This is a genomic window from Shewanella sp. SM69 (assembly GCF_025653985.1).
Lineage (GTDB): Bacteria > Pseudomonadota > Gammaproteobacteria > Enterobacterales > Shewanellaceae > Shewanella > Shewanella oncorhynchi.
Window position 1 is genome coordinate 533,548 of the sequence record NZ_JAKKRV010000002.1, and the last position, 20,257, is coordinate 553,804.

Sequence of the window (20,257 nt, forward strand, 5' to 3'; positions counted from 1 at the left end):
GTCACCATGAATAAGGCATAAGCAGTCGCCGTAACTCATATTGAGCAAGGCGAATATCTGGCTTAAATCCACATTCACTGTGATCAACATTCTAAATTTCTTAAGAAGCGATACGATGCGGTATTGGGTTTCAAGTGGTATAAATTAGCAGGACGACCCCGTTCGGTGCGCTTTAATCCCGTATCGATCAATAAATCGGCCTGTTCAACCCGCCGACGAAAAGATTTACCTTGGATAGGCTTGCCCAGTAAAACCTCATGTACATGCTGCAGTTCTGGCAAGGTAAAAGGTTCAGACAGTGCAAATCCTGGCACTAAAGAATATAAGGCTTTTTGTGTTAAGCGTTCCCGCGCTTGCTCAATTAACTGCAGATGATCAAACGCCAAGGGCATCTGTAACACATCCGCTAATGGCCACCACTTAACATCACTCACTGAATCAATCTGGATTTGGCAGGCTTGATAACTCATCAAGGCGGTGTAACACACAGTCACCGACCAGCCTCTGACATCGCGACGACTATTACCCACAGTGCAAAGCTGCTCAATATAAGGTGGCACTACCGCAGTTTTCTCCTGCAATTTGCGTAACACCGCTTCTTCTAGGGATTGATCGCAATGTTCATCAATAAAGCCTCCAGGTAATCCCCACAAACCTAAAAAAGGATGGTTTGAACGTTGCACTAAGAGTACTTTAAGCTGCTGATCATGGTAGGTAAACAATACGGCATCCACTGTCAGTAGCTGAGCCTTGAAAGCCTTAGGATCGTAATTGGCAAGATATTCCGCTTCAGTCATGAGTATTCCCCATCATTCAATGTCATAAGCTTAACTTAGGCATGACACAGCTTCAAACACATTATGTCTTAGCGTCACTAAGTAAATATCTGGCACCGTGGGCATAGCTACTTTGGCCAAATTTACGCTGATAACGCGGCAACATGGTCTCGTTCCCCAATAATCCGCCTTGATGCAAATACATCACATGACCTGGTTCACTACGTTGTAAATAATCTTCAAGCACAATAAAACCTAAGGGATCGTAGAGTAATTCAAACTGCACGCCTGAGGCGCAGACCCGCTGCCACATGGCATAAAATTCCGGATAAAGTTTACCAAAATGATATTTCTTGCCGACATTAACAATCTGTGGATGCTCACTGGTATTGGTATTAAGCAACGAAAATTGCAAGCGCAAATAATCATCGCCACCGACAACGGCACAAGTCACGACACGAATATCCGTTTGCTGACGGATAAAATACTGATTTAAAAATAACGCAGTCGTTCCCGTCCCCGAAGGTAAAAACACCGTTAAATCAACCAATCCATTCGCCTGCGCAAACTGTACTATCTCTTGCGCCAATCTATTTATCCCGTATTCGGCGTAAGCACAGCGCCCCCCCTCTGGGATAAAAAGCGCCGTCGGCTCATTCACGAGTACTTGAGCCTCGATATAATCAGGGCAACTCAGTCGCACATCGCCCACTTGCGCAGTAGGCTCAGGACTAGCCTTAAGATTTGACAAAACGTGAGGTTCAGATTGCGACTGAGTGCACGCCTGCTTTTGTGCTATTAACACACTTAAATCGATAATATTAGCGCCATTCGCTAAAGCGGCAGCGTAATTGCCCGTAGGATGTTTAACCACTTGACTGGCAATATGATCTACATAAAAATCACATTGCCAGCCTTTCATCTTCGCTAATGTTGACAATGAATACAGTGAGTTAGCTAATGGCGAGCCATGACCTATCACCTTGCTGATGCCTACAAACTCATGATCTAAAAAATAGCCGAATTTGCGAGCTTTATTGCCACTAAACGCCGGATGCAGTAAATCATCACGTTTTAGGAATATGTCTCTGCCAGCAAAGGCAAATGTATCGACAGGGGAATTTGCAAACATCAAGCGACTCAAACGATTAAATTCTCTGGTTTTTAAGCCAGTTAAGGGAAGGCTAGTGTAACTCCGACCTTCCTGTTACGCCCTTAAGAAATTATCAATTTGGCGAAAAACTAGTGAAAATGACACATGAATCTCGAATGCATAAATTTAAACCATTGATTATTAATAAGTTAAATAGTTGGCATAGTTATCGCTTAGACATTGACATATATTCAATTTATCAAAGCTAACGATAAAGGCTAACAGGGTAAACACAAGGAGTTTTCAATGGCTGTATTACGCTTAATATTCAACATAGCTTGGTTTGTACTCGGCGGATTTGTAATGGGACTCGCTTGGTGGCTCACAGGTATCCTGTGTTTTATCAGTATCATTGGTATTCCCTTCGGCCGCGCCTGTTTTGTTATCGGCGAAATGACCTTTTGGCCCTTCGGCCAAGAACAAATGAACCGTCGCCACTTAACTGGACGTGAAGACTTAGGCACAGGTGCATTAGGCATGGTAGGAAATATCATTTGGTTCTTACTGTTTGGGATCTGGTTAGCCATAGGGCATTTGGTCCACGCCTTAGCTTGTTTTGTGACGATTATCGGAATTCCCTTTGGGATACAGCATCTTAAGTTGGCTTTACTCAGCCTCACACCGATAGGCCAAACCGTAGTGGCTAAAGCTTAATAAGACAATGCGTTAACTGCGCTATTCACTCTCGATTATTTGGTTTCAAGAGTGGATAGCGCTTTGTCATCCCATACAGCAAATATCGCTTCGTTTAAGGCTATTTCTTCCTCCAATAAATCATTGCAATCATATTGAGTATTGGCAGACTCGCTATCCGCAGAAAACTGCGCTTGCGGCTTAGTCGCCCCCACAATGTCCAACAGATAATGCGCCAGTTTTGCGGGTGCATCTATAGCAGCATCGTGACCACAATAAGCAAGTACAATCAAATCGGTGTAAAAATGCCATGCTAACGCCTTACTCGATGCCATACTCACCAGCGCATCACGGTCACCGCAGAGCACAGTTATCGGCACTTCCACAGTCAATGGACATTGGTATTGAAAAGCCGCCCAAAGTTGTCGCCATACATTGCGTCCACTTGGTGTGGTATCGCGGCGAAACTCACTCCACTTGACAATTAACTCTCGATCTCGCCGATGACGAAAACTGGTTAAACGCACTATAGTCGACTCGATTGGATGTAAAGCGTTACCCCGAGCCCGCATGAAAAAAGCCTTCAATGCATTCAGCGGGTTAAATCTTTGATACCAAGACGATAAATTCGCCGCACTGCTGTTTAATACAAAGACATGCCTTATCTGCCAAGGTCGCTGGCATGCCATTTCCAGCGCCAACATACCGCCCATAGACAAGCCGAGGAGATAAATAGTCTCCCCTTCCTGTACCTGCTCATCTAATTGCTGCCACACGGCATGGGCATAATCGGCAATCTTAAGCGGACTTAATTCGTGGGATAGCGTCCCATTGCCCGGAAGATCCGGTGTCAGCACTCGCAATCCATTTTGTCGCAGACGCTGATCGAAACCATTCCAATGGCGCTGATCACGCATTAATCCCCTTAATAACACCCAAGTGGTCATGACTGAGACTCCCGATACCAATAATGCCGCGCACGCTCTGTCAGCTCAGCCAAACGTTCAGGTGTTAACTGCTCTAACGATTGGGCATAGGCCGCTTCCATCATAAATTGCATGAGTACTGTATGCCTGCGTAAAATCCTGTGGTGACGATGTGTTTTTTGTGGATTAAAAAAGCCAGCAAAATTAAATATTTGTCTAGGATTCTTCTTTATCCATGCCCAAGATCCCATCTCTAATGTCAAAGGTAAAAATGGCACCTGAGCAGAAGGATCAGCCACTTGGTGCTGGCGATAGAGATAATCCCAAATATCACCATGAGTGCGATAAAACTGGCTCTGCGGCGCGAGCCGATAATGGCCGTGATGGGGATAACTCTGTTCAAATAATTGTTTTAGATGAAAAATATAATTGGCATTTTCGAAGGCGGTACGGGTATGGGCGTAGGGGAACCAGATATGATCACTCAAGCCAAATCCCGAGTGGGCATCGAGCGAAATCAAACTTGTGCTGCGACTCAACAGTTGTTGTACATAGGCAACTAAGCCCGCAGTTTCCAGCTCCATTCCCCCAATACCGCGATACCAGGGCAGCCGTGACGATATACGCTGTCCTCCCACCATAAAGGACACTTTTTCACGGGATTCTATCGGAGCGTTACGCATCAAATCCACTTGATTACCATTGCCCCGCGTTCCCATGAATAACCCAACAGGATTCACTACAGGTACAAAAGCTAACCGCAGGCCCGTTAACATCTGTTGTAGATGTTTATCCCAAACAAGCCGCTGCAATAAACTGTTTAACAATGCCAAAATAACTTGAGATCCAATACGTTCAACCCCATGCACGCCACCCACAAAGAGCACTGTCGGACAAGGCGTATCTGTACCACCTAACTCAACACTGTAAAGGGGGAAATGCTCTTGGCGGAATGGAATGTCGGCAAGGATCTGATAATCCAACTTAAGATGGTGAGTATCAATGAGTTGCTGCAGCGTATCTAACTCAAATGGAAGCTCAAAAGGAAGTTTCTTCATGTCACCTTAATCAATAAAATGAGAGAACAACTCATGCCGTTAAAGTGATACTAATATTGAACAAAGACAAAATGATGACAAACTGCATATCAGAAGTGACTTTACGGGGAAATAAGCGGAAAAATAGCGGGTAAAACAAAGAATAAACCATCCTAAAACCCTACATTAGTCTTCACGATAAAGTAGCTCTCCAATGATGGTTTCTACGTCAACCTGCGCTAAGCCTTGGTCAACAATATCTCGCCAACGCCGTCCCTCTTCTGTATTACGAAACGCGACATAGAGCTGCTTATTCGCCAGAATTTGCCGATTTATTTGCAACTTTGTCGCCAGCGGCTGTAAAGGCTTTTGCTTGAGTAAATAGTGCAGAACGTTGACATCAATCACCGCGGCATCAATCCGACCTGCGGCAACTTTTTTAACATTATGCTCATCCGAAGTCACAGGTTCAGTCCGCTGTACACCGGAAACGATCATGCGATCTAAGGCCTGAGTATTCACATAATCTTTCACCACACCTAAGGTATAGCGATTAAGATCTTCAATATAATTCCAACTTACTGGATGGGACTTTTGCTCCACTAGCCCCAATGGACTTTCGCCAATCGGTTTTGAAAAAATAAACTTTTCAGTTTCTACATAGTATTCAGGAAAATAACCCATGTAGTCAGAGTTCGGCATAGTCGTAAGTTTGACAGCGCGGCTCCACGGATAAAAATCCACTTTTAACTGATGTCCCATAACGTTCAGCGCCGCCCGTACCACGGCAATACTGGCACCCTGCTCCGTTAATTGCTCTCCTGAATAAGGCGGCCAAAGTAAAGAAGTGAGCATTAAGGTATCCGCTTTAGCTACGCTCAATCCCATAAAGGAAAGACAATACACAAGGAGCATTGAACGCCATCGAACCATTTAGTACTCCTTTGCCTACATGGATTTACGACTACATCATCGACAACTTAACGCTTTCGTTTTTATCTGCCGAGATTTTATGACTGGTTAGATTTTATGACTGGTTTTAGTATAGCCATCAAGCCACAGTGGGGAAGTGAAGTTTTGTTACAATTAGAATAACGACATTAGCAGCAAAAGCTAACTCAAAGTACAGCTTGGCTTGATGGTATGACTCGCCGACTTTTTCATTAGCCAATTAGCTTGTTCGTTTATCTGCTAACCGAAATAGCTAGACAGAATAAAATTCAAGCCGCATTGCGCGGCTTGGAAGTCAAATATCAATAGTATTAATCAACTCAAAGCCAAATGACTTAAGCATTAATATCTTCATATAACTCTTGATACATCAGCTCACGCATTTTGAATTTCTGAATTTTTCCCGTCACTGTCATTGGATACTGATCCACAAACTTGATGTAGCGCGGCACTTTAAAGTAGGCGAATTTCTCGGTGAGAAAATGACGAATATCAGCCTCTGTAATCACGGCTCCTGAGCGGACTTTGATCCAAGCACACACTTCCTCGCCGTATTTATCGCTTTGAACGCCAAAGACCGCCGCATCCTGCACATCTTTATGGGTGTAAAGTTTCTCTTCAATCTCACGGGGATAAATATTCTCGCCGCCGCGAATAATCATATCTTTAATGCGCCCCACAATTTGCACATAACCTTGCTCATCCATTTGGCCAATATCGCCCGAATGTAGCCAGCCTTGACTGTCTATGGTTGCCGCCGTTTTCTCAGGATCATTCCAATAACACTGCATAATGCAGTAACCGCGACTACAAACTTCACCGGGTTGATTAATTGGCAGCACTTCGCCAAATTCATCGACAATTTTCACTTCGGTATGGGGTAAAGCACGGCCAACGGTAAGCACGCGTTTCTCTACGGGTGAGTCGATTTCAGTAATGTGATTGAGCGGACTGCATTCGGTCTGACCATAACCAATCAGCACTTCCTTCATATACATCAGGTTTTGTACACGTCGCATCACTTCTTCAGGACAAGTTGCCCCCGCCATCACGCCGGTACGTAAGGAACTCAAATCAAAACGAGCAAATTCTGGGTGTTCCAACTCGGCAATAAACATGGTCGGTACGCCATGCAAAGCGGTGCAACGCTCTTGCTCAATCACTTGCAATGTCGTCAGTGGATCAAAGGATTCTCCGGGGAACACAGCAGTTGCGCCTTTAGCTAAGCAGACTAAACTGCCGAGTACCATGCCAAAACAATGGTATAAAGGCACTGGAATACAGAGTTTATCGTGACAGGTAAACTTCATCGCCTCTGCGACTAAATAGCCATTATTCAATATGTTATGATGGGATAGGGTCGCACCTTTCGGGCTGCCCGTCGTGCCAGAGGTAAACTGGATATTAATCGCATCGTATGGGCTTAATTCCTTAGCAATCCTCTCGAGCATTATCCTGTCAGCGGCGGTCACATCAACGATCAAGTCATCAAAATTCAGCATACCGACGGATTTCTCCGCGCCCATACGGATCACAAATTCAAGCTCAGGTACGGCTTTAGCTTGTAATTTACCCGAGGGGCAAGAGGTTAGCTCAGGCGCCAATTCATATAGCATCTCAAGATAATTGCTGGATTTAAACTTATCAGCACAAATTACTGCGCGGCAACCCACGTTACTCAGCGCATATTGCAACTCTTCAGGACGATACGCAGGATTAATACACACCATGATGGCGCCAATTTTAGCGGTCGCATATTGAGTTAAACACCACTCGATATTGTTAGGCGACCAAATCCCTACCCTATCACCAGACTTAATGCCGAGTTTTAATAGTCCTGTGGCGAGCGCATCGATTTGGGCAAGATATTGGCGGTAATTCCAGCGGATATGTTGATGGTGTACGACGACAGCTAATTGGTCGGGATACGTTGCCGCAATCTCATCAAGATATTGACCTATGGTCTTCTCAACGAGTTTCGGTGATGACTCGCCTCTAAACTCGCTAACGTTGAGCGGGCTTATAACTTGGCTTGTAGGAACTGACATTAAGGCCTCCGTGCATTTATTATTATGGTTAGCGAGGTCCAAACTAACCAATCCACGGATCATGTCACAAGTAAAAAAGCACTTTATTAGACTAAAGAGTAAGACAAACTATTAGATAACAATCCATTAAAGCCCAGTGCTAACGGCTGATAAACTCAAAATGAGCACTCGACTTAGGCACATTTAAGCTTTGTAACCGCTCAACAATGGCCAGTAACACCCCTTGGCGACGCATATTTTCTAACACGCCGGGGCTAAAAACCTCGAGTCGCGTCATGGCGGTTAGCAGCAACTTACATTGTGCGATGCTCGCATCACGAATATAGGCAGGTTTATCGACTAAGTAACTGTTGTTATACCAATAGTCCCAAGTGAAATTAGCCAATAACCAACCTTGCGTTGTCAGGTCATTAATAAATTCCAGCATTCGCTCATGACTTAAGATCACATCACCCGCCGTAAAATCCTTAAGATATTTAGTGTATAAGCCACAATCGGATGTCATTGTTGAAGTCCCCATAACACACCTCACAGGTTTTGGTTGCCTCTGCTGCCACAACTTGTACGACACCAGTCACAAACCGAGATCGAATTTGACGCTTTGCCTTAGAAACGAAAATTTGCATAAGGCATACCAAATAAGATTGCTGTCAACAGGCTAAGCCACGTTATCTGAACGGAAACTTAATCAAACTCACAATATCTGATATGGGTGACGAACTGGGGTATTCGACAAAATTCAGATAAACTCAGCGGTATTGAAGCGCTTAACGGCAACTATGAGTAAAGGAAACAAGATGAACTACTGGCTTATGAAATCGGAACCCGACGAATTTAGCATAGATGATCTTAAGGCTTGCCCTAACCAAACTGAAGCTTGGCATGGGATCCGTAATTATCAGGCGCGTAACTTTATGCGCGATGAGATGCAGATTGGCGACAAGGTATTTTTTTACCATTCAAGCTGCAAAGTGCCCGGTATTGTCGGTATCGCTGAAGTTGTGACCAATGCGTATCCCGACAGCACGGCCTTCGATCCAGAATCGAAGTATTTTGACCCTAAGTCAGATCCAACCAAACCAAGATGGCTACGAGTAGATATCCGCTTTGTCAAAAAATTTAACGAGATTATTCCCTTAAGTTTGATAAAAAGTTTACCCCAACTGGCGGACATGTATTTAGTCTCTAAGGGGTCAAGACTCAGTATCCAACCTGTGACCGCCGAACAATGGCAAGCCGTACTCATGTTAACCCGCTAGAAAGCAATCTTGAACCAGAACGTTCAGCTATAGTTCATTTAGCATCGCCTATTGTTGGCCACATCAAGCATTGGACACAACATCAACTCAATGCCCCTTAGGAGTACAGATGAATAAATTAACCTCAGTGGTAATCACAGGACTTGTCCTCAGCTTAACGATGTCCATCTCAACCTTTGCTAAAGATGACCATGAGCACCACAAAAAGGATAAAAGTCTACCGCCGGGACTACAGAAAAAAGTTGACCAAGGTCAGTCACTGCCACCCGGTTGGCAGAAAAAACTCCAGCGTGGTGATGTGCTTGAGCATGATATTTATGATCGCGGCCGCATCGTAGTCCCCTTAGACAGAGATGGCATCATTAGCATTCAAGTCGAAGGTGCACTAATCAAACTCGATAATAACAGCCGTAAAATCCTCGATATCGTCAATATCATTACCGATTAACTTCCCATGGCAAAATGGCATTTATAACTGACACTTTTACAACTACGCCCAGCGCTTATCTGGGCGTTGAGTACTTCTTAATACTGCTTTGATCTATCAAAAAACGTTGTCTGTAAGACAATTTATCATCCCAGTCCTCACTCAATAACGTTCTAACTTACAATAAAGCAACATATTGATATTTATCATATCTTTACTATCTGGCTATTGGTCGTAAATTGGCTAAATGCTAGACTCATGCAGGGTGAAAAGATATCGAACAGAACAAGATAAGTGTCACCTAAAAATACTCATGCGGCTAAGGCAAAATCTTAATTGAATTCATAGCATCCCGATAATGACCGTAGACTAACGCTGGATTTTTGATAATGGAAAACACCTCACTTCGACGGGTTAAGCAGGCAATTATTGCGGGGTTCTGGGCATCACTCGCCAGTATTTCTGTGGGGTTTCTATTTAAACTCTGGCTAGCACAATGGGTTGCCAAAGCCGATCTAGCGCTCTATCACACAGTGATCGACATTATCTCACTGTCGCTAATCCTAATGACGGGATTTCGCTCCTCTATGGTGGTGACCTACTCCCAGACCAAGCAAGATGTGGATATCACTAATATATTCCGCTACAGCTTGATCGCTATGGTACTACTGACATGGGGCTTAGTTTTACCCTATATCAAACACAAACTTCAGCTCAATGTAGAATATTTTCAATTGGTTGGGATTATTCTGAGTATGGGGCTCAAGGTCTATTTTACCAATCAAATTGCCATGTACCGGCTATATGCCATCTCCAATAGAGTCACTTGGTTAGAGCCGCTCGCGCAAGTGACTAGCTTTTTATTATGTTTCTACGGCTTAAAACAAACCGCCATTGCATCACTCTTTTACAGCATGACACTGTCATCGCTCATCGTTGCCTTATATATGTACTTAAAACGGCGCAAAGATATTGCCACTCCGCCCTTAAGTGCAGTGCATTTTGATACGGGTTTACGCAGTTTTATGAAGAAAAGCCTGACGGCGTCCATGGAAGCGGGGGCCAGTATCTTGATGATTTACATCACCGTACTGCTGACTATTGCCTATTTCAGCATAGATGAACTGGGTGATTTCCAAGTGGTGGTGCGGCCGATGATCACTTACCTCACCCTGCTTTTTGTCTTTCCCATCTACCGTTTTGTGCTGCCCGAAGTCGCAGTGTGCGTACGAGAAAAACGCTTTGACGAAGTTCAACAAATTAAGTCATGGCTGACGAAAGTTTCTTTGTGGACCAGCGGTATTTTTTTTGTCGTTATGGTCTTTGCGAGCAAGCCGTTAGTCGCTTGGTTATTCCCCGAGCAATACATTAAAGCGGCCCCAGTATTAATGCATTTCTCCATGTTTTTTATATTTATGATGCTCAATGGCTACCAGCTTGCTTATATCAAAGCTCATGGCTACTTTACTCAAAGTCTACTTATTCGCCTTGCTGGTATCGCAGTACTGGTCGGTACTTTCTACGCTTACCGCCTGTATACGGAGAATGTCGTCGCGGTGATTTTAGCCTTAGGCACGGGCTATTTGATGATGTATCTCATATCTAAACTAATTGAAAGACGCATTCAACAAAGCCTTAACAACGGCGAAAATGCTTAAAACAATAAAGGAAATGACAGGTTTCAACTAAAAAGGCATCCCAGAGGATAGTCTGGAATGCCTTAACAGGAGACAGCATGTCAGCTTATAATTTAGCGCCCATCGAGCATGCGACCAATACCACCAAGCACAGAGCCTTCACCGCGATCACTGCCTCCCGCAGATGGGGCATGGGCGATAATACGGTCCGCCATACGTGAGAATGGCAAGCTTTGTAGCCAAACCGTCCCGTGGCCTTTGAGTGTGGCTAAAAACAAACCTTCACCGCCAAAGACCATAGACTTTAATGAGCCTGCACGCTCTATGTCGTAATCAATCCCTGAGGTAAATGCAACAAGACAACCTGTGTCAACTCTTAAGGTTTCACCTTTTAGTTCTTTTTTCACTAAGGTGCCCCCCGCATGGATAAACGCCATACCATCGCCCTGTAGACTTTGCAGAATAAACCCTTCACCACCGAAAAATCCGGTACCTAAGCGGCGATTAAATTTCATCGTCACGCGTGTACCTAAAGCCGCAGCCAAAAAACTGTCTTTCTGACAGATAAGCTCACCACCATGTTCGGCCAAGTCGATCGCTAGGATAGTGCCAGGATAAGGGGCGGCAAAAGCGACTTTACGTTTTTGATTGCCTTGGTTGGTAAAGTGAGTCATAAAAATGCTCTCACCCGTCAATGCCCGTTTACCCGCGCCCACCAACTTGCCAAAAAAGCCTGACTCAGGCTCAGAGCCATCGCCCATTTTGGCCTCAAAGCTAATATCTTGCTCTAGATAATTCATCGCGCCCGCTTCAGCGACCACGGTTTCGTTGGGATCGAGTTCCACTTCAACCAACTGCATACTGTGGCCGATAATTTCATAATCCACTTCATGACAACGTCTAGACATACTGTTCCCCTTAACTGTCAGTTCCTTGTTACTATCCTTTAGATTGACCCCGATGGACGACTCTTTACCTATCGCGGCTCAATTTCACTCTTCATCTCGACCCTAATCTAGATCTAAGCTCAATCTGAATTTAGGCCTTATTTTAACTCTCAATCTAAACCTTAATCTGACCTAGGCATTAATCTATGACATAAAATGTCAAAATGCGATTATTTTATGCGGTAACTTGTATCAAAAGATGACAAGCGAAGACTTATCAACCCAAACCCACACCATTAAACTGCTCAGCCTTAGCAAACTCCTCTAATATCAACTCGGTAAAAAGTTGTCCCGCACGGCCTAACGGACGCTCTAAGGTCGAGACGAGTTGTGGAATAAACGTAAAACGACTGCCACCGACGAAGTCGATTTCAACTAATTCGCCCTTAGCTAACTCTTCTTGCACTAAAAAGTCCGGCAACCAGCCAAAACCTAAGCCTTTTAACAAAGCGTTCTTTTTCATGATAAAGCCAGAAAGATAAAACACTTTATCGCCGCCAAATTGCATTTCATCGCGGTAACTTTTATTGGGTGAAGAGTCTTCGATAGTTAATTCCACATGTTGCTGCAGCTCAGACAAACTAATTTCGCGAATAAAAGACAAAGGATGCGAAGCACTGGCTACCAGTACGCTAGTAATTGCAGGCAACGGCTGCGGATGATAGTAGGGGCCAGTGCGATAATCTTTCACTAACATCAAGTCAGCATTATCACGCTCGAATCTGTGTTGTACACCGCCTAAAAACTCCATATTCAGCTGAATTTTAGTGGGGATCTGATGTTCAGCCATGCGCTTTAAGGCCGTCATGATAGGCTCCATCGGTAAGGCACCGTCTATCACTAGCTCTAGCTTGGGCTCCCAGCCTTCACTGAAACGACTGGCAAGATGTTCAATGTTTGCAAGGTGTTGCAGTAATCTTTGTCCCTCGGCCAAAATCACTCGGCCCTCTTGCGTCAGCTCAGCACGATATTGCTCACGGCTAAAAAGCGGCACGCCTAGGTGCTCTTCTAACTTTTTAACTTGATAACTCACCGCCGATTGCGCTTTGTGTAATCGCTCCGCCGCCTTGGCAAAACTGCCCTCTTCCACCAGCACTTGCAGCACATTAAAAGCATCAATATCGATGCGCATGGTCACTCCTTGGCTCTAATGAACATGTCACGGAAACACTACGATTCGTAAAGATTAGAATACCATCTAATTTTTAGATTGAGATGGCGGATTTATTATTCTTTTTTTTGTTCATTCAAGCAACTAAATTGATAACAAGATCACATAACCATAACGACAAGCGAAGTAGAGCTAATCTCACGCCGCTGTAAAAACCAAGGATCCTCCATGCCATTTTATGTGAAACAAGGCCAGATTCCCCATAAGCGCCATATCGCATTTGAAAAGGAAAACGGCGAGCTTTACCGTGAAGAGTTGTTCTCAACCCATGGTTTTTCCAATATTTATTCCAATAAATATCACCACAACATGCCAACCAAAGCATTAGAAGTGGCGCCCTATAGCCTAGGCCATGGTGCCAATTGGGAAGACTCGCTGGTCCAAAACTATAAACTCGATTCCCGCGACGCCGACCGTGAAGGTAATTTTTTCAGCGCCCGTAACAAGATTTTTTATAACAATGACTTAGCACTGTATACAGCCAAAGTCACCGCCGATACCGACGAGTTTTACCGTAACGCCTATGCCGATGAAGTGGTTTTTGTCCACGAAGGCGAAGGCACACTCTACAGCGAGTACGGCACGATTAAGGTCCAAAAGTGGGACTATCTCGTGATCCCACGTGGTACCACTTATCAACTAAAATTCAACGATTACAGCAATGTGCGACTTTTCGTCATCGAGTCATTCTCTATGGTGGAAGTGCCTAAGCATTTCCGTAACGAGTATGGTCAGCTATTAGAATCAGCACCTTACTGCGAGCGCGATTTGCGCGTACCTACATTGCAAGATGCTGTGGTTGAGCGCGGCGCCTTCCCCTTAGTGTGTAAGTTTGGCGATAAGTACCAACTCACCACGCTCGAATGGCATCCCTTTGATTTAGTAGGTTGGGATGGCTGCGTTTATCCTTGGGCATTCAACATCACAGAATACGCACCAAAGGTAGGCAAAATCCATCTCCCCCCTTCTGATCACTTAGTCTTTACCGCCCATAACTTTGTGATTTGTAACTTCGTACCGCGCCCCTACGATTTCCACCCTAAATCGATTCCGGCGCCTTATTACCACAACAACATAGATAGCGACGAAGTCTTGTATTACGTCGATGGCGACTTTATGAGCCGCACGGGCATTGAAGCGGGTTACATGACCTTACATCAAAAAGGCGTGGCCCACGGACCACAACCGGGCCGCACTGAAGCCTCAATTGGCAAAAAAGAAACCTATGAATATGCAGTGATGGTGGACACGTTCGCCCCACTGAAATTAACCGAACATGTACAAAATTGCATGAGCAAAGACTACAACCGCTCTTGGCTAGAAGACTAGCCCCAAGCCACCTGCACTCCCATGCGGGAGTCATTAGAGTGACGGCGTGTTGCACTAAAATAACGAGGAAAACAACATGGCAAGCGAACTAAATCCACTGGGCTTATTAGGTATCGAATTCACTGAATTCGCCAGCCCTGATACTGATTTTATGCACAAAGTCTTTATCGACTTTGGTTTTTCTCTGCTGAAAAAAGCCAAGAACAAAGACATCCTGTACTACAAACAGAATGACATTAATTTTCTGCTCAACACTGAACGCGAAGGTTTCTCAGCTAAGTTTGCTAAATCCCACGGCCCAGCCATTTGTTCTATGGGCTGGCGTGTAGAAGATGCCGGCTTTGCCTATCGCGTTGCCGTTGAACGTGGTGCAAAACCCGCCGATGATGCCAACAAAGATCTGCCTTATCCTGCGATTTACGGCATTGGTGACAGCTTAATTTATTTCATCGACACCTTTGGCGCAGATAACAATATCTATGCCGCTGATTTTGAAGATTTAGACGAGCAAGTCATCACCCAAGAGAAAGGCTTTATCGAGGTCGATCACTTAACCAACAACGTCTACAAAGGCACAATGGAACATTGGGCTAACTTCTATAAAAACATTTTTGGTTTTACGGAAGTGCGCTACTTTGACATCAGCGGCGTACAAACCGCGCTAGTGTCCTACGCCCTACGTTCGCCAGATGGCAGCTTCTGTATCCCGATCAACGAAGGTAAAGGCAGCGATAAAAACCAAATTGATGAATACCTGAAGGAATACAATGGCCCAGGTGTGCAACATTTAGCCTTTAGAAGCCGCGATATCGTTAAATCTCTGGATGCGATGGAAGGCAGCTCAATCCAATGCTTAGACATTATCCCTGAATACTACGACACTATTTTCGATAAGTTACCGCAGGTTACAGAGAATCGTGAGCGCATTAAACATCACCAAATTCTGGTGGATGGTGATGATACAGGCTATTTATTGCAAATATTTACTAAAAACCTGTTTGGACCGATTTTCATCGAAATCATCCAACGTAAGAATAACTTAGGTTTTGGTGAAGGCAACTTTACGGCCCTGTTTGAATCAATTGAACGGGACCAAATGCGCCGCGGCGTACTGTAAATTGTCATCCAACTAATAAAAAACGGTACGCACTGCGTACCGTTTTTCTTTCTACGAATATCTATATCGTCATCTAAATCACTATCAGCTTTGACACCAATCACTCGGCTTTAACTTTCCTGCGCTAGTCCACATCGATAGGTTTGATAACTTTACAAGGGTTCCCCGCCGCCACACAGTTCGCCGGAATGCTCTTATTCACTACACTACCAGCACCAATGACACAATTATCACCAATGGTCACACCGGGCAGTACAGAGACGTTTCCACCTAGCCAGACATTATTGCCGATTTGAATTGGCGCGCCGTATTCCGTCGTTTGCCGCGCAATGGGATTAATAGGATGCGTTGCGGTAGAAATCATCACATGGGGACCAAACATCACATTATCGCCAATCGAGACGGAGCAAACATCTAATATGGTTAGATTATGATTGGCGTAAAATTGTTTACCAATATGGATGTTATAGCCGTAATCGCAAAAGAAATTAGGCTCAATATGGGCACAGTGTTGAATATCAAGCAGGCCACGAAGATGCTCCATTCGGGCATCAAGTAAAGTCGGTTCGGCCAGATTAAACTGATGACAAATGGATTTCGCCCGCATCCGCTCAGCCAATAACTCATTATCCCAAGCCTTATAGGGCTGGCCCGCCAACATTTTTTGTTTCTCAGTCATCGTATTGTCAACATTCCGTCAATGATGACCTAACCCTAACAATCGATTGATGAAAGTTCAAGAACTGCCTCATATGCTCTTGAATGAACTACCCGTCTTGCTGACAGAACATTTAGCTAACAGCCAATGTGAGTCACATTCAAGCATCCAATCTCAATCGAGACAAAGGTCATTGCCTTTGTTCGTCATCACAATAGAGTTCTGCAAATAAATACACTAGACACAAACTGTTCAGCGGCATGACAGGATTTGTCCAAATCATCCGGCTGTGACGCCCTGCTTCACCGAAGATTTCAAGCAATAAATCCGAAGCCCCATCGAGTGCTTTAGGATGTTCAAAGCAAGATTGATGCACATTTAGCACCCCTTCCAAGCGGTAAATTTGTTTTATCCGCGAAAGCTCACCGCAAGCCTGTTTCAATTGGGCAATGGCATTTAGGGTAGCAAGACGACAGGCAGCGTAGCCTTCGCTCACAGTATGATCTGCGCCCAATTGTCCTTGATACTGAAGCTCGCCCTCTAAATAGGGAAACTGACCCGAGGTCATTAACTGACTGCCAACAATTGAATAGGGTTCATAATTTCCAAGAGCCGCAGCAACCTCAGGTAGTTCAAGCCCTGCCGCCACTAGCCGCGATTCAGGTGTGATCATCATAATGTCACCTCCTGAGATGAGGCATTCGCAGGATTAAGCAGCGGGGCTAACCAGGTCGTCAAATGCTGAGGATTGACTGTCAGCCAGTTCGCAGCTGCCTCATCTTCCGTCATTCCTTGTCGATTAACCGCATAATCGAGTTCTGCAACCATTTGATTCGATAATACTATGTTATCAAGTACCTGAATTTGTGCGGGCGAGAAATTAACCGCTAACTCGTGTTCACGGGCGAGCAATACCGCTTTATCTTTTCCCCCGAGTAAACCTTTAGGGTCCTGAAGATCGCGAATGCCGTATTGATGATGTAAAAATTGTGGATGCCACAAAGGAACGATCACCCAATCGTTTACCGCCACAGCAGACTCAAAAGCGGCGACACAGTCGGCCTGAGTGCCTGTTCTAAATTGATAACCCGCCGCCGTTAATCCATATTGCGTCATAATATTTTTAGAAAATCGCGTGATCCCCGCCCCCTCACCAATCCCTTGAATGATGGGCCGCATACGTTGCTGCACGTCAGGTTTGAGTAAATCCTCAATGCTCGACACTTGCTCAGCAGGCACATAATCGGGTACGCCCCAGAGCGCATAGGGCTCATAATGTAGCCCGAGTTGCCGCGTAGCAACTCGCTCTTCGACACCTTGTCGATAAATCCCGTGGCTATGGGGCAGCCATGCAGAACACAGCATATCCACTGTGCCTTCACCTAGCTGCTCAAAATTAGCCTCGTGCAATGCATAGCTTCGTTGCACCTCTTTGCCCATAATCCCTATCACATGGGCCACCACAGCGGCGGTGACACGATGAAAACTTAAGTCCGTCACTCCCATGCGAATCTTCGGCTTACCCTGTGAGCTCTCCATATTTGTACTCGTATTCAATGAATTCATACCTATCACACCTCGAGGAAATAATGCCAATGATGCCAAACTGCCCAATCCCAGCGTTTGCAATAATTGCCGCCTGAAGACATTAATCTCCGCCATGTTCAGGCTCCTTGGTGTCTGAAATAGCGAGCCTATCCATCACAATTCCAACGATGGCGTTATCCTTTGCATAGGGGAATATCATCTCTACTTTGATGCCATTCGGATCTTCAAGAAATAACTGATGCTCACCAATCTCAGGCACAATTCGTTCCTGAAAAGTCATCATCTGCTGGCATAAATGCTGCTGCATCTGGTGTAAATCCGTGCCACGAAACGACAAATGGTCAACACGTCCCGAGCCATAAATATTTCTGTTTTCCCCTAAGTAGGCCTCTAGCGCCTGATCGCCCGCTTCCACCAAATGCAAAATGGGCTTATTTGAGGCATAGAGCCAATGTCCAGGAAAACCAAACTGTGGCCGCCAACCTAATTTCAATCCAAGGATGACTTGATAAAACAACAGCGTTTCAACCAGTTTGGGCGTTCTGATGGTAAAGTGATCCAATCCGATAATGTTCATATTGTCATCCTCTGGATGTCGTGACTCAGTGACTCGGTATAACCAAGTGCGAATCCAAACCGTTTTAATCCGCAAAAATCGTGTGAATAAATTCAGTTAAGATAAGCACTTGGCGTAAGGTTATAAAATTAATTGATGAGATTAATTGTTCGAATTAATTACCACGAACGCCCGCAGCCAACGGCTTAAAACGGAAAATATAATAAGGTGGACTGTTTTCAGCTTTGCCATTGTTTAATGGTGCCGATAACGGTAATTGCGCAGCCCCAGAGTACAAGTAACCTTGCTTGCCATAACTCACACCGTCGGGCCAAACCATACGTTCATCATGGACATAAGTGCGATACTGGAGAGAATCTGCAGGGATCACACCAATGGCCCGCTCTCCCACTTCCGTTAAATACAAATTATTCGCTTCATCAATACTTAAGCCACCGTTGTCGGGCTTATCGGCATAAGCCTCCACTTTGGCAGAGAGTGCCGCAGGCGTTAACGAAGGATTGATGAGATCTGTCATCCGCACACGGTAAACTTTGTCTTTATTCATCGGGGCAAAGTAGAGCCATGTTTGGGTTTTATCTAAAGCAATGCCATCGGCACCCACATAAACTTCAATCTGCTTTCTATCTTTTGAGTCTTTATCGATAATCAGTGGCCGCTGTAAATCTGGCATCACACTGTTATCTCCCTGTAATAGGCGCCGACTTTTCCCTGTATTTAAGTCCACAACCACCAGCGCAGCCTTTTCACCAATGGGACCCGTGCCAATCCCCTCATCGGCAATCACAATCGCTTGATGTCGAGATGAGATAACAAAGTCATTATGTTGTGACTCAGGAAGAGAGACTGGCGCGGGCAAATGAATAATGCGATCTAATTGGTTTTTCTTGGTATCCCACGCCACTAATTTAGGCTCAATACGTGGCGCCTGCTGGCCAGAGTCTAATAGCCAAACTCTGTCTTGATCGTCGGTTCGCAGCCCCAACACCCAATTAAGGCAAGTGTCAGGTTCTTTCGCTTTGCCCTGCGGATCATGGCATTGCTGCCAATCCGAATTAGGAAATGGCATAGTACTACCATCCGCTAAAAGCTCTGCCACCTTAATATTAGGTTGATAGAAAGGGTGATAACTGAAAATCAATCGTTCATCTGATGTGAAAGTAATACCGCCCACAGCCCCATCAAGTTCGGCAAAGACTTCCATTTTTGCCAGCGGCTCAGTCTGTGTCGCCCATGAGTGAGAACACAACAAACTGGTTGCCAGTAGTGTAAAAACCTTTGATAACATTGGGTATGTAATGCGCGTAGATAATATGGTCATCTTCATTCCTCCTAACGTGGGCCAGCTAAAAGCGTTAAACTTGCTTCGCCTAATCTATGCTGCCAAAGATAGAATCCCACCAAAGCGGGTGTTGATCCCTTGTCTATCGGCAACTGCGCCACATCCAAAGCATGCACTGTCCATACATAACTGTGTTCACGTCCCTCTGGTGGACAAGGTCCAAAGAATCCAGGTTTACCTAAATCGGTATTAGCTTCAATGGCACCACTGGGTAGCGCTCCGCCATTCACACCACCTGCGAGAGTCGACACCTGTGCCGGAATGTCATACACAACACGGTGCCAAAAACCACTGCCAGTAGGCGCATCTTTGTCATATAAAGTGACAGCAAAGCTCTTGGTACCGGCAGGTACATTTTGCCAAGTTAAACGCGGCGCAATATTTTCGCCCGAACAACCAAATTGATTCCAATAATACTCAGGAGGGAACCTTGAATTATCAGCTAAATTACTTTCGAGACTAAACGCAGAGGCACTGTCGTCAGCCATAACGTAATTAATACTGGCGGCCAAAGCGACAGTCACCAAGAGAGTATTTTTAAAAGAGGAGAAATAAGGCGATTTCATAATGTGCTGAACCCATTTTTGAACTGTCCTAGAACAGTCATTAACCATTGATTTGAGAATATGGGTTAGCATATCAATCAAATTATGATTGATAAGGCGCATTTGGTTGATATGAGTTTCAAAAAATATTGGATAATCTCAACATGCTTCTCAGT

21 protein-coding genes are annotated in these 20,257 nt (G+C 44.8%); 6 read left to right on the forward strand and 15 right to left on the reverse strand.

Features of this window, described 5'->3' with window-relative positions:
- Positions 1 to 83: 83 nt before the first annotated feature.
- On the reverse strand, positions 84 to 797 hold the full coding sequence (locus tag L5M37_RS05690; RefSeq protein ID WP_263199710.1) for an NUDIX hydrolase: 714 nt from the start codon (positions 795 to 797) through the stop codon (positions 84 to 86).
- A gap of 61 nt (positions 798 to 858) precedes the next feature.
- Complete coding sequence (locus tag L5M37_RS05695) at positions 859 to 1,908, reverse strand: pyridoxal-phosphate dependent enzyme (protein WP_263199712.1); 1,050 nt, start codon at positions 1,906 to 1,908, stop codon at positions 859 to 861.
- Between the two features lie 267 nt (positions 1,909 to 2,175).
- On the opposite strand from L5M37_RS05695, the gene L5M37_RS05700 reads away from it, so the two are divergent.
- Complete coding sequence (locus tag L5M37_RS05700) at positions 2,176 to 2,583, forward strand: YccF domain-containing protein (protein WP_263199714.1); 408 nt, start codon at positions 2,176 to 2,178, stop codon at positions 2,581 to 2,583.
- A gap of 35 nt (positions 2,584 to 2,618) precedes the next feature.
- On the opposite strand, the gene L5M37_RS05705 is transcribed toward L5M37_RS05700, so the two are convergent.
- The 5 genes from L5M37_RS05705 to L5M37_RS05725 all read right to left on the reverse strand — a co-directional run bounded on the left by L5M37_RS05705 (position 2,619) and on the right by L5M37_RS05725 (position 8,044).
- Entirely contained in the window at positions 2,619 to 3,509 is an 891-nt protein-coding gene (locus L5M37_RS05705) for an alpha/beta fold hydrolase (RefSeq protein WP_263142486.1), read from the reverse strand.
- Entirely contained in the window at positions 3,506 to 4,546 is a 1,041-nt protein-coding gene (locus tag L5M37_RS05710; RefSeq protein WP_028759600.1) for a M14 family metallopeptidase, read from the reverse strand. Before L5M37_RS05710 ends, L5M37_RS05705 begins: the two co-directional genes overlap by 4 nt.
- Before the next feature lie 165 nt (positions 4,547 to 4,711).
- Positions 4,712 to 5,458, reverse strand: a complete 747-nt coding sequence (locus tag L5M37_RS05715) for a substrate-binding periplasmic protein (RefSeq protein WP_263199718.1) — start codon at positions 5,456 to 5,458, stop codon at positions 4,712 to 4,714.
- 353 nt (positions 5,459 to 5,811) lie between these two features.
- On the reverse strand, positions 5,812 to 7,524 hold the full coding sequence (locus tag L5M37_RS05720; RefSeq protein WP_263199719.1) for an AMP-binding protein: 1,713 nt from the start codon (positions 7,522 to 7,524) through the stop codon (positions 5,812 to 5,814).
- Positions 7,525 to 7,663: 139 nt separating this feature from the next.
- Positions 7,664 to 8,044 carry a DUF6508 domain-containing protein gene (locus L5M37_RS05725; protein ID WP_168827411.1) on the reverse strand — a complete coding sequence of 127 codons (381 nt, stop codon included), beginning with the start codon at positions 8,042 to 8,044 and terminating at the stop codon, positions 7,664 to 7,666.
- Between the two features lie 277 nt (positions 8,045 to 8,321).
- Here L5M37_RS05725 and L5M37_RS05730 point away from each other — a divergent pair, with 277 nt between their 5' ends.
- From L5M37_RS05730 to L5M37_RS05740, 3 genes are all read left to right on the forward strand, one after another.
- Entirely contained in the window at positions 8,322 to 8,783 is a 462-nt protein-coding gene (locus L5M37_RS05730; RefSeq protein WP_028759596.1) for an EVE domain-containing protein, read from the forward strand.
- A 109-nt stretch (positions 8,784 to 8,892) separates the two neighbouring features.
- Entirely contained in the window at positions 8,893 to 9,231 is a 339-nt protein-coding gene (locus L5M37_RS05735; RefSeq protein WP_219235284.1) for a hypothetical protein, read from the forward strand.
- A gap of 368 nt (positions 9,232 to 9,599) precedes the next feature.
- Positions 9,600 to 10,868: a lipopolysaccharide biosynthesis protein gene (locus L5M37_RS05740; protein ID WP_263199721.1), complete on the forward strand. Its 1,269-nt coding sequence runs from the start codon at positions 9,600 to 9,602 to the stop codon at positions 10,866 to 10,868.
- Between the two features lie 92 nt (positions 10,869 to 10,960).
- Here L5M37_RS05740 and L5M37_RS05745 read toward each other — a convergent pair whose 3' ends face one another.
- Both L5M37_RS05745 and L5M37_RS05750 read right to left on the reverse strand, forming a co-directional pair.
- Positions 10,961 to 11,755 (reverse strand): TIGR00266 family protein, encoded by a 795-nt coding sequence (locus L5M37_RS05745; RefSeq protein WP_028759593.1) that lies wholly within the window; start codon positions 11,753 to 11,755, stop codon positions 10,961 to 10,963.
- 256 nt (positions 11,756 to 12,011) lie between these two features.
- Positions 12,012 to 12,926, reverse strand: a complete 915-nt coding sequence (locus tag L5M37_RS05750; RefSeq protein ID WP_028759592.1) for a LysR family transcriptional regulator — start codon at positions 12,924 to 12,926, stop codon at positions 12,012 to 12,014.
- Between the two features lie 207 nt (positions 12,927 to 13,133).
- Between L5M37_RS05750 and L5M37_RS05755 the strand changes: the two genes are divergently transcribed.
- On the forward strand, positions 13,134 to 14,294 hold the full coding sequence (locus tag L5M37_RS05755; RefSeq protein ID WP_011919144.1) for a homogentisate 1,2-dioxygenase: 1,161 nt from the start codon (positions 13,134 to 13,136) through the stop codon (positions 14,292 to 14,294).
- Between the two features lie 76 nt (positions 14,295 to 14,370).
- Entirely contained in the window at positions 14,371 to 15,411 is a 1,041-nt protein-coding gene (gene hppD / locus L5M37_RS05760) for a 4-hydroxyphenylpyruvate dioxygenase (RefSeq protein WP_263185764.1), read from the forward strand.
- A 124-nt stretch (positions 15,412 to 15,535) separates the two neighbouring features.
- Here the strand turns inward: hppD and L5M37_RS05765 are convergent, their stop codons facing one another.
- From L5M37_RS05765 to L5M37_RS05790, 6 genes are all read right to left on the reverse strand, one after another.
- Positions 15,536 to 16,090 (reverse strand): sugar O-acetyltransferase, encoded by a 555-nt coding sequence (locus L5M37_RS05765; RefSeq protein ID WP_219251665.1) that lies wholly within the window; start codon positions 16,088 to 16,090, stop codon positions 15,536 to 15,538.
- Positions 16,091 to 16,259: 169 nt separating this feature from the next.
- Positions 16,260 to 16,745 carry an Atu1372/SO_1960 family protein gene (locus L5M37_RS05770; protein ID WP_198573679.1) on the reverse strand — a complete coding sequence of 162 codons (486 nt, stop codon included), beginning with the start codon at positions 16,743 to 16,745 and terminating at the stop codon, positions 16,260 to 16,262.
- Positions 16,742 to 17,731 carry a glycine betaine ABC transporter substrate-binding protein gene (locus L5M37_RS05775; protein ID WP_263199724.1) on the reverse strand — a complete coding sequence of 330 codons (990 nt, stop codon included), beginning with the start codon at positions 17,729 to 17,731 and terminating at the stop codon, positions 16,742 to 16,744. The genes L5M37_RS05770 and L5M37_RS05775 overlap by 4 nt, the downstream gene beginning before the upstream one ends.
- Positions 17,718 to 18,194 carry a VOC family protein gene (locus L5M37_RS05780; protein ID WP_263199727.1) on the reverse strand — a complete coding sequence of 159 codons (477 nt, stop codon included), beginning with the start codon at positions 18,192 to 18,194 and terminating at the stop codon, positions 17,718 to 17,720. Before L5M37_RS05780 ends, L5M37_RS05775 begins: the two co-directional genes overlap by 14 nt.
- A gap of 154 nt (positions 18,195 to 18,348) precedes the next feature.
- Positions 18,349 to 19,515, reverse strand: coding sequence for a major royal jelly family protein (locus L5M37_RS05785; protein ID WP_263199729.1), 1,167 nt, complete (start codon positions 19,513 to 19,515; stop codon positions 18,349 to 18,351).
- 11 nt (positions 19,516 to 19,526) lie between these two features.
- Entirely contained in the window at positions 19,527 to 20,102 is a 576-nt protein-coding gene (locus L5M37_RS05790) for a YbhB/YbcL family Raf kinase inhibitor-like protein (RefSeq protein ID WP_168827397.1), read from the reverse strand.
- Positions 20,103 to 20,257: the final 155 nt, after the last annotated feature.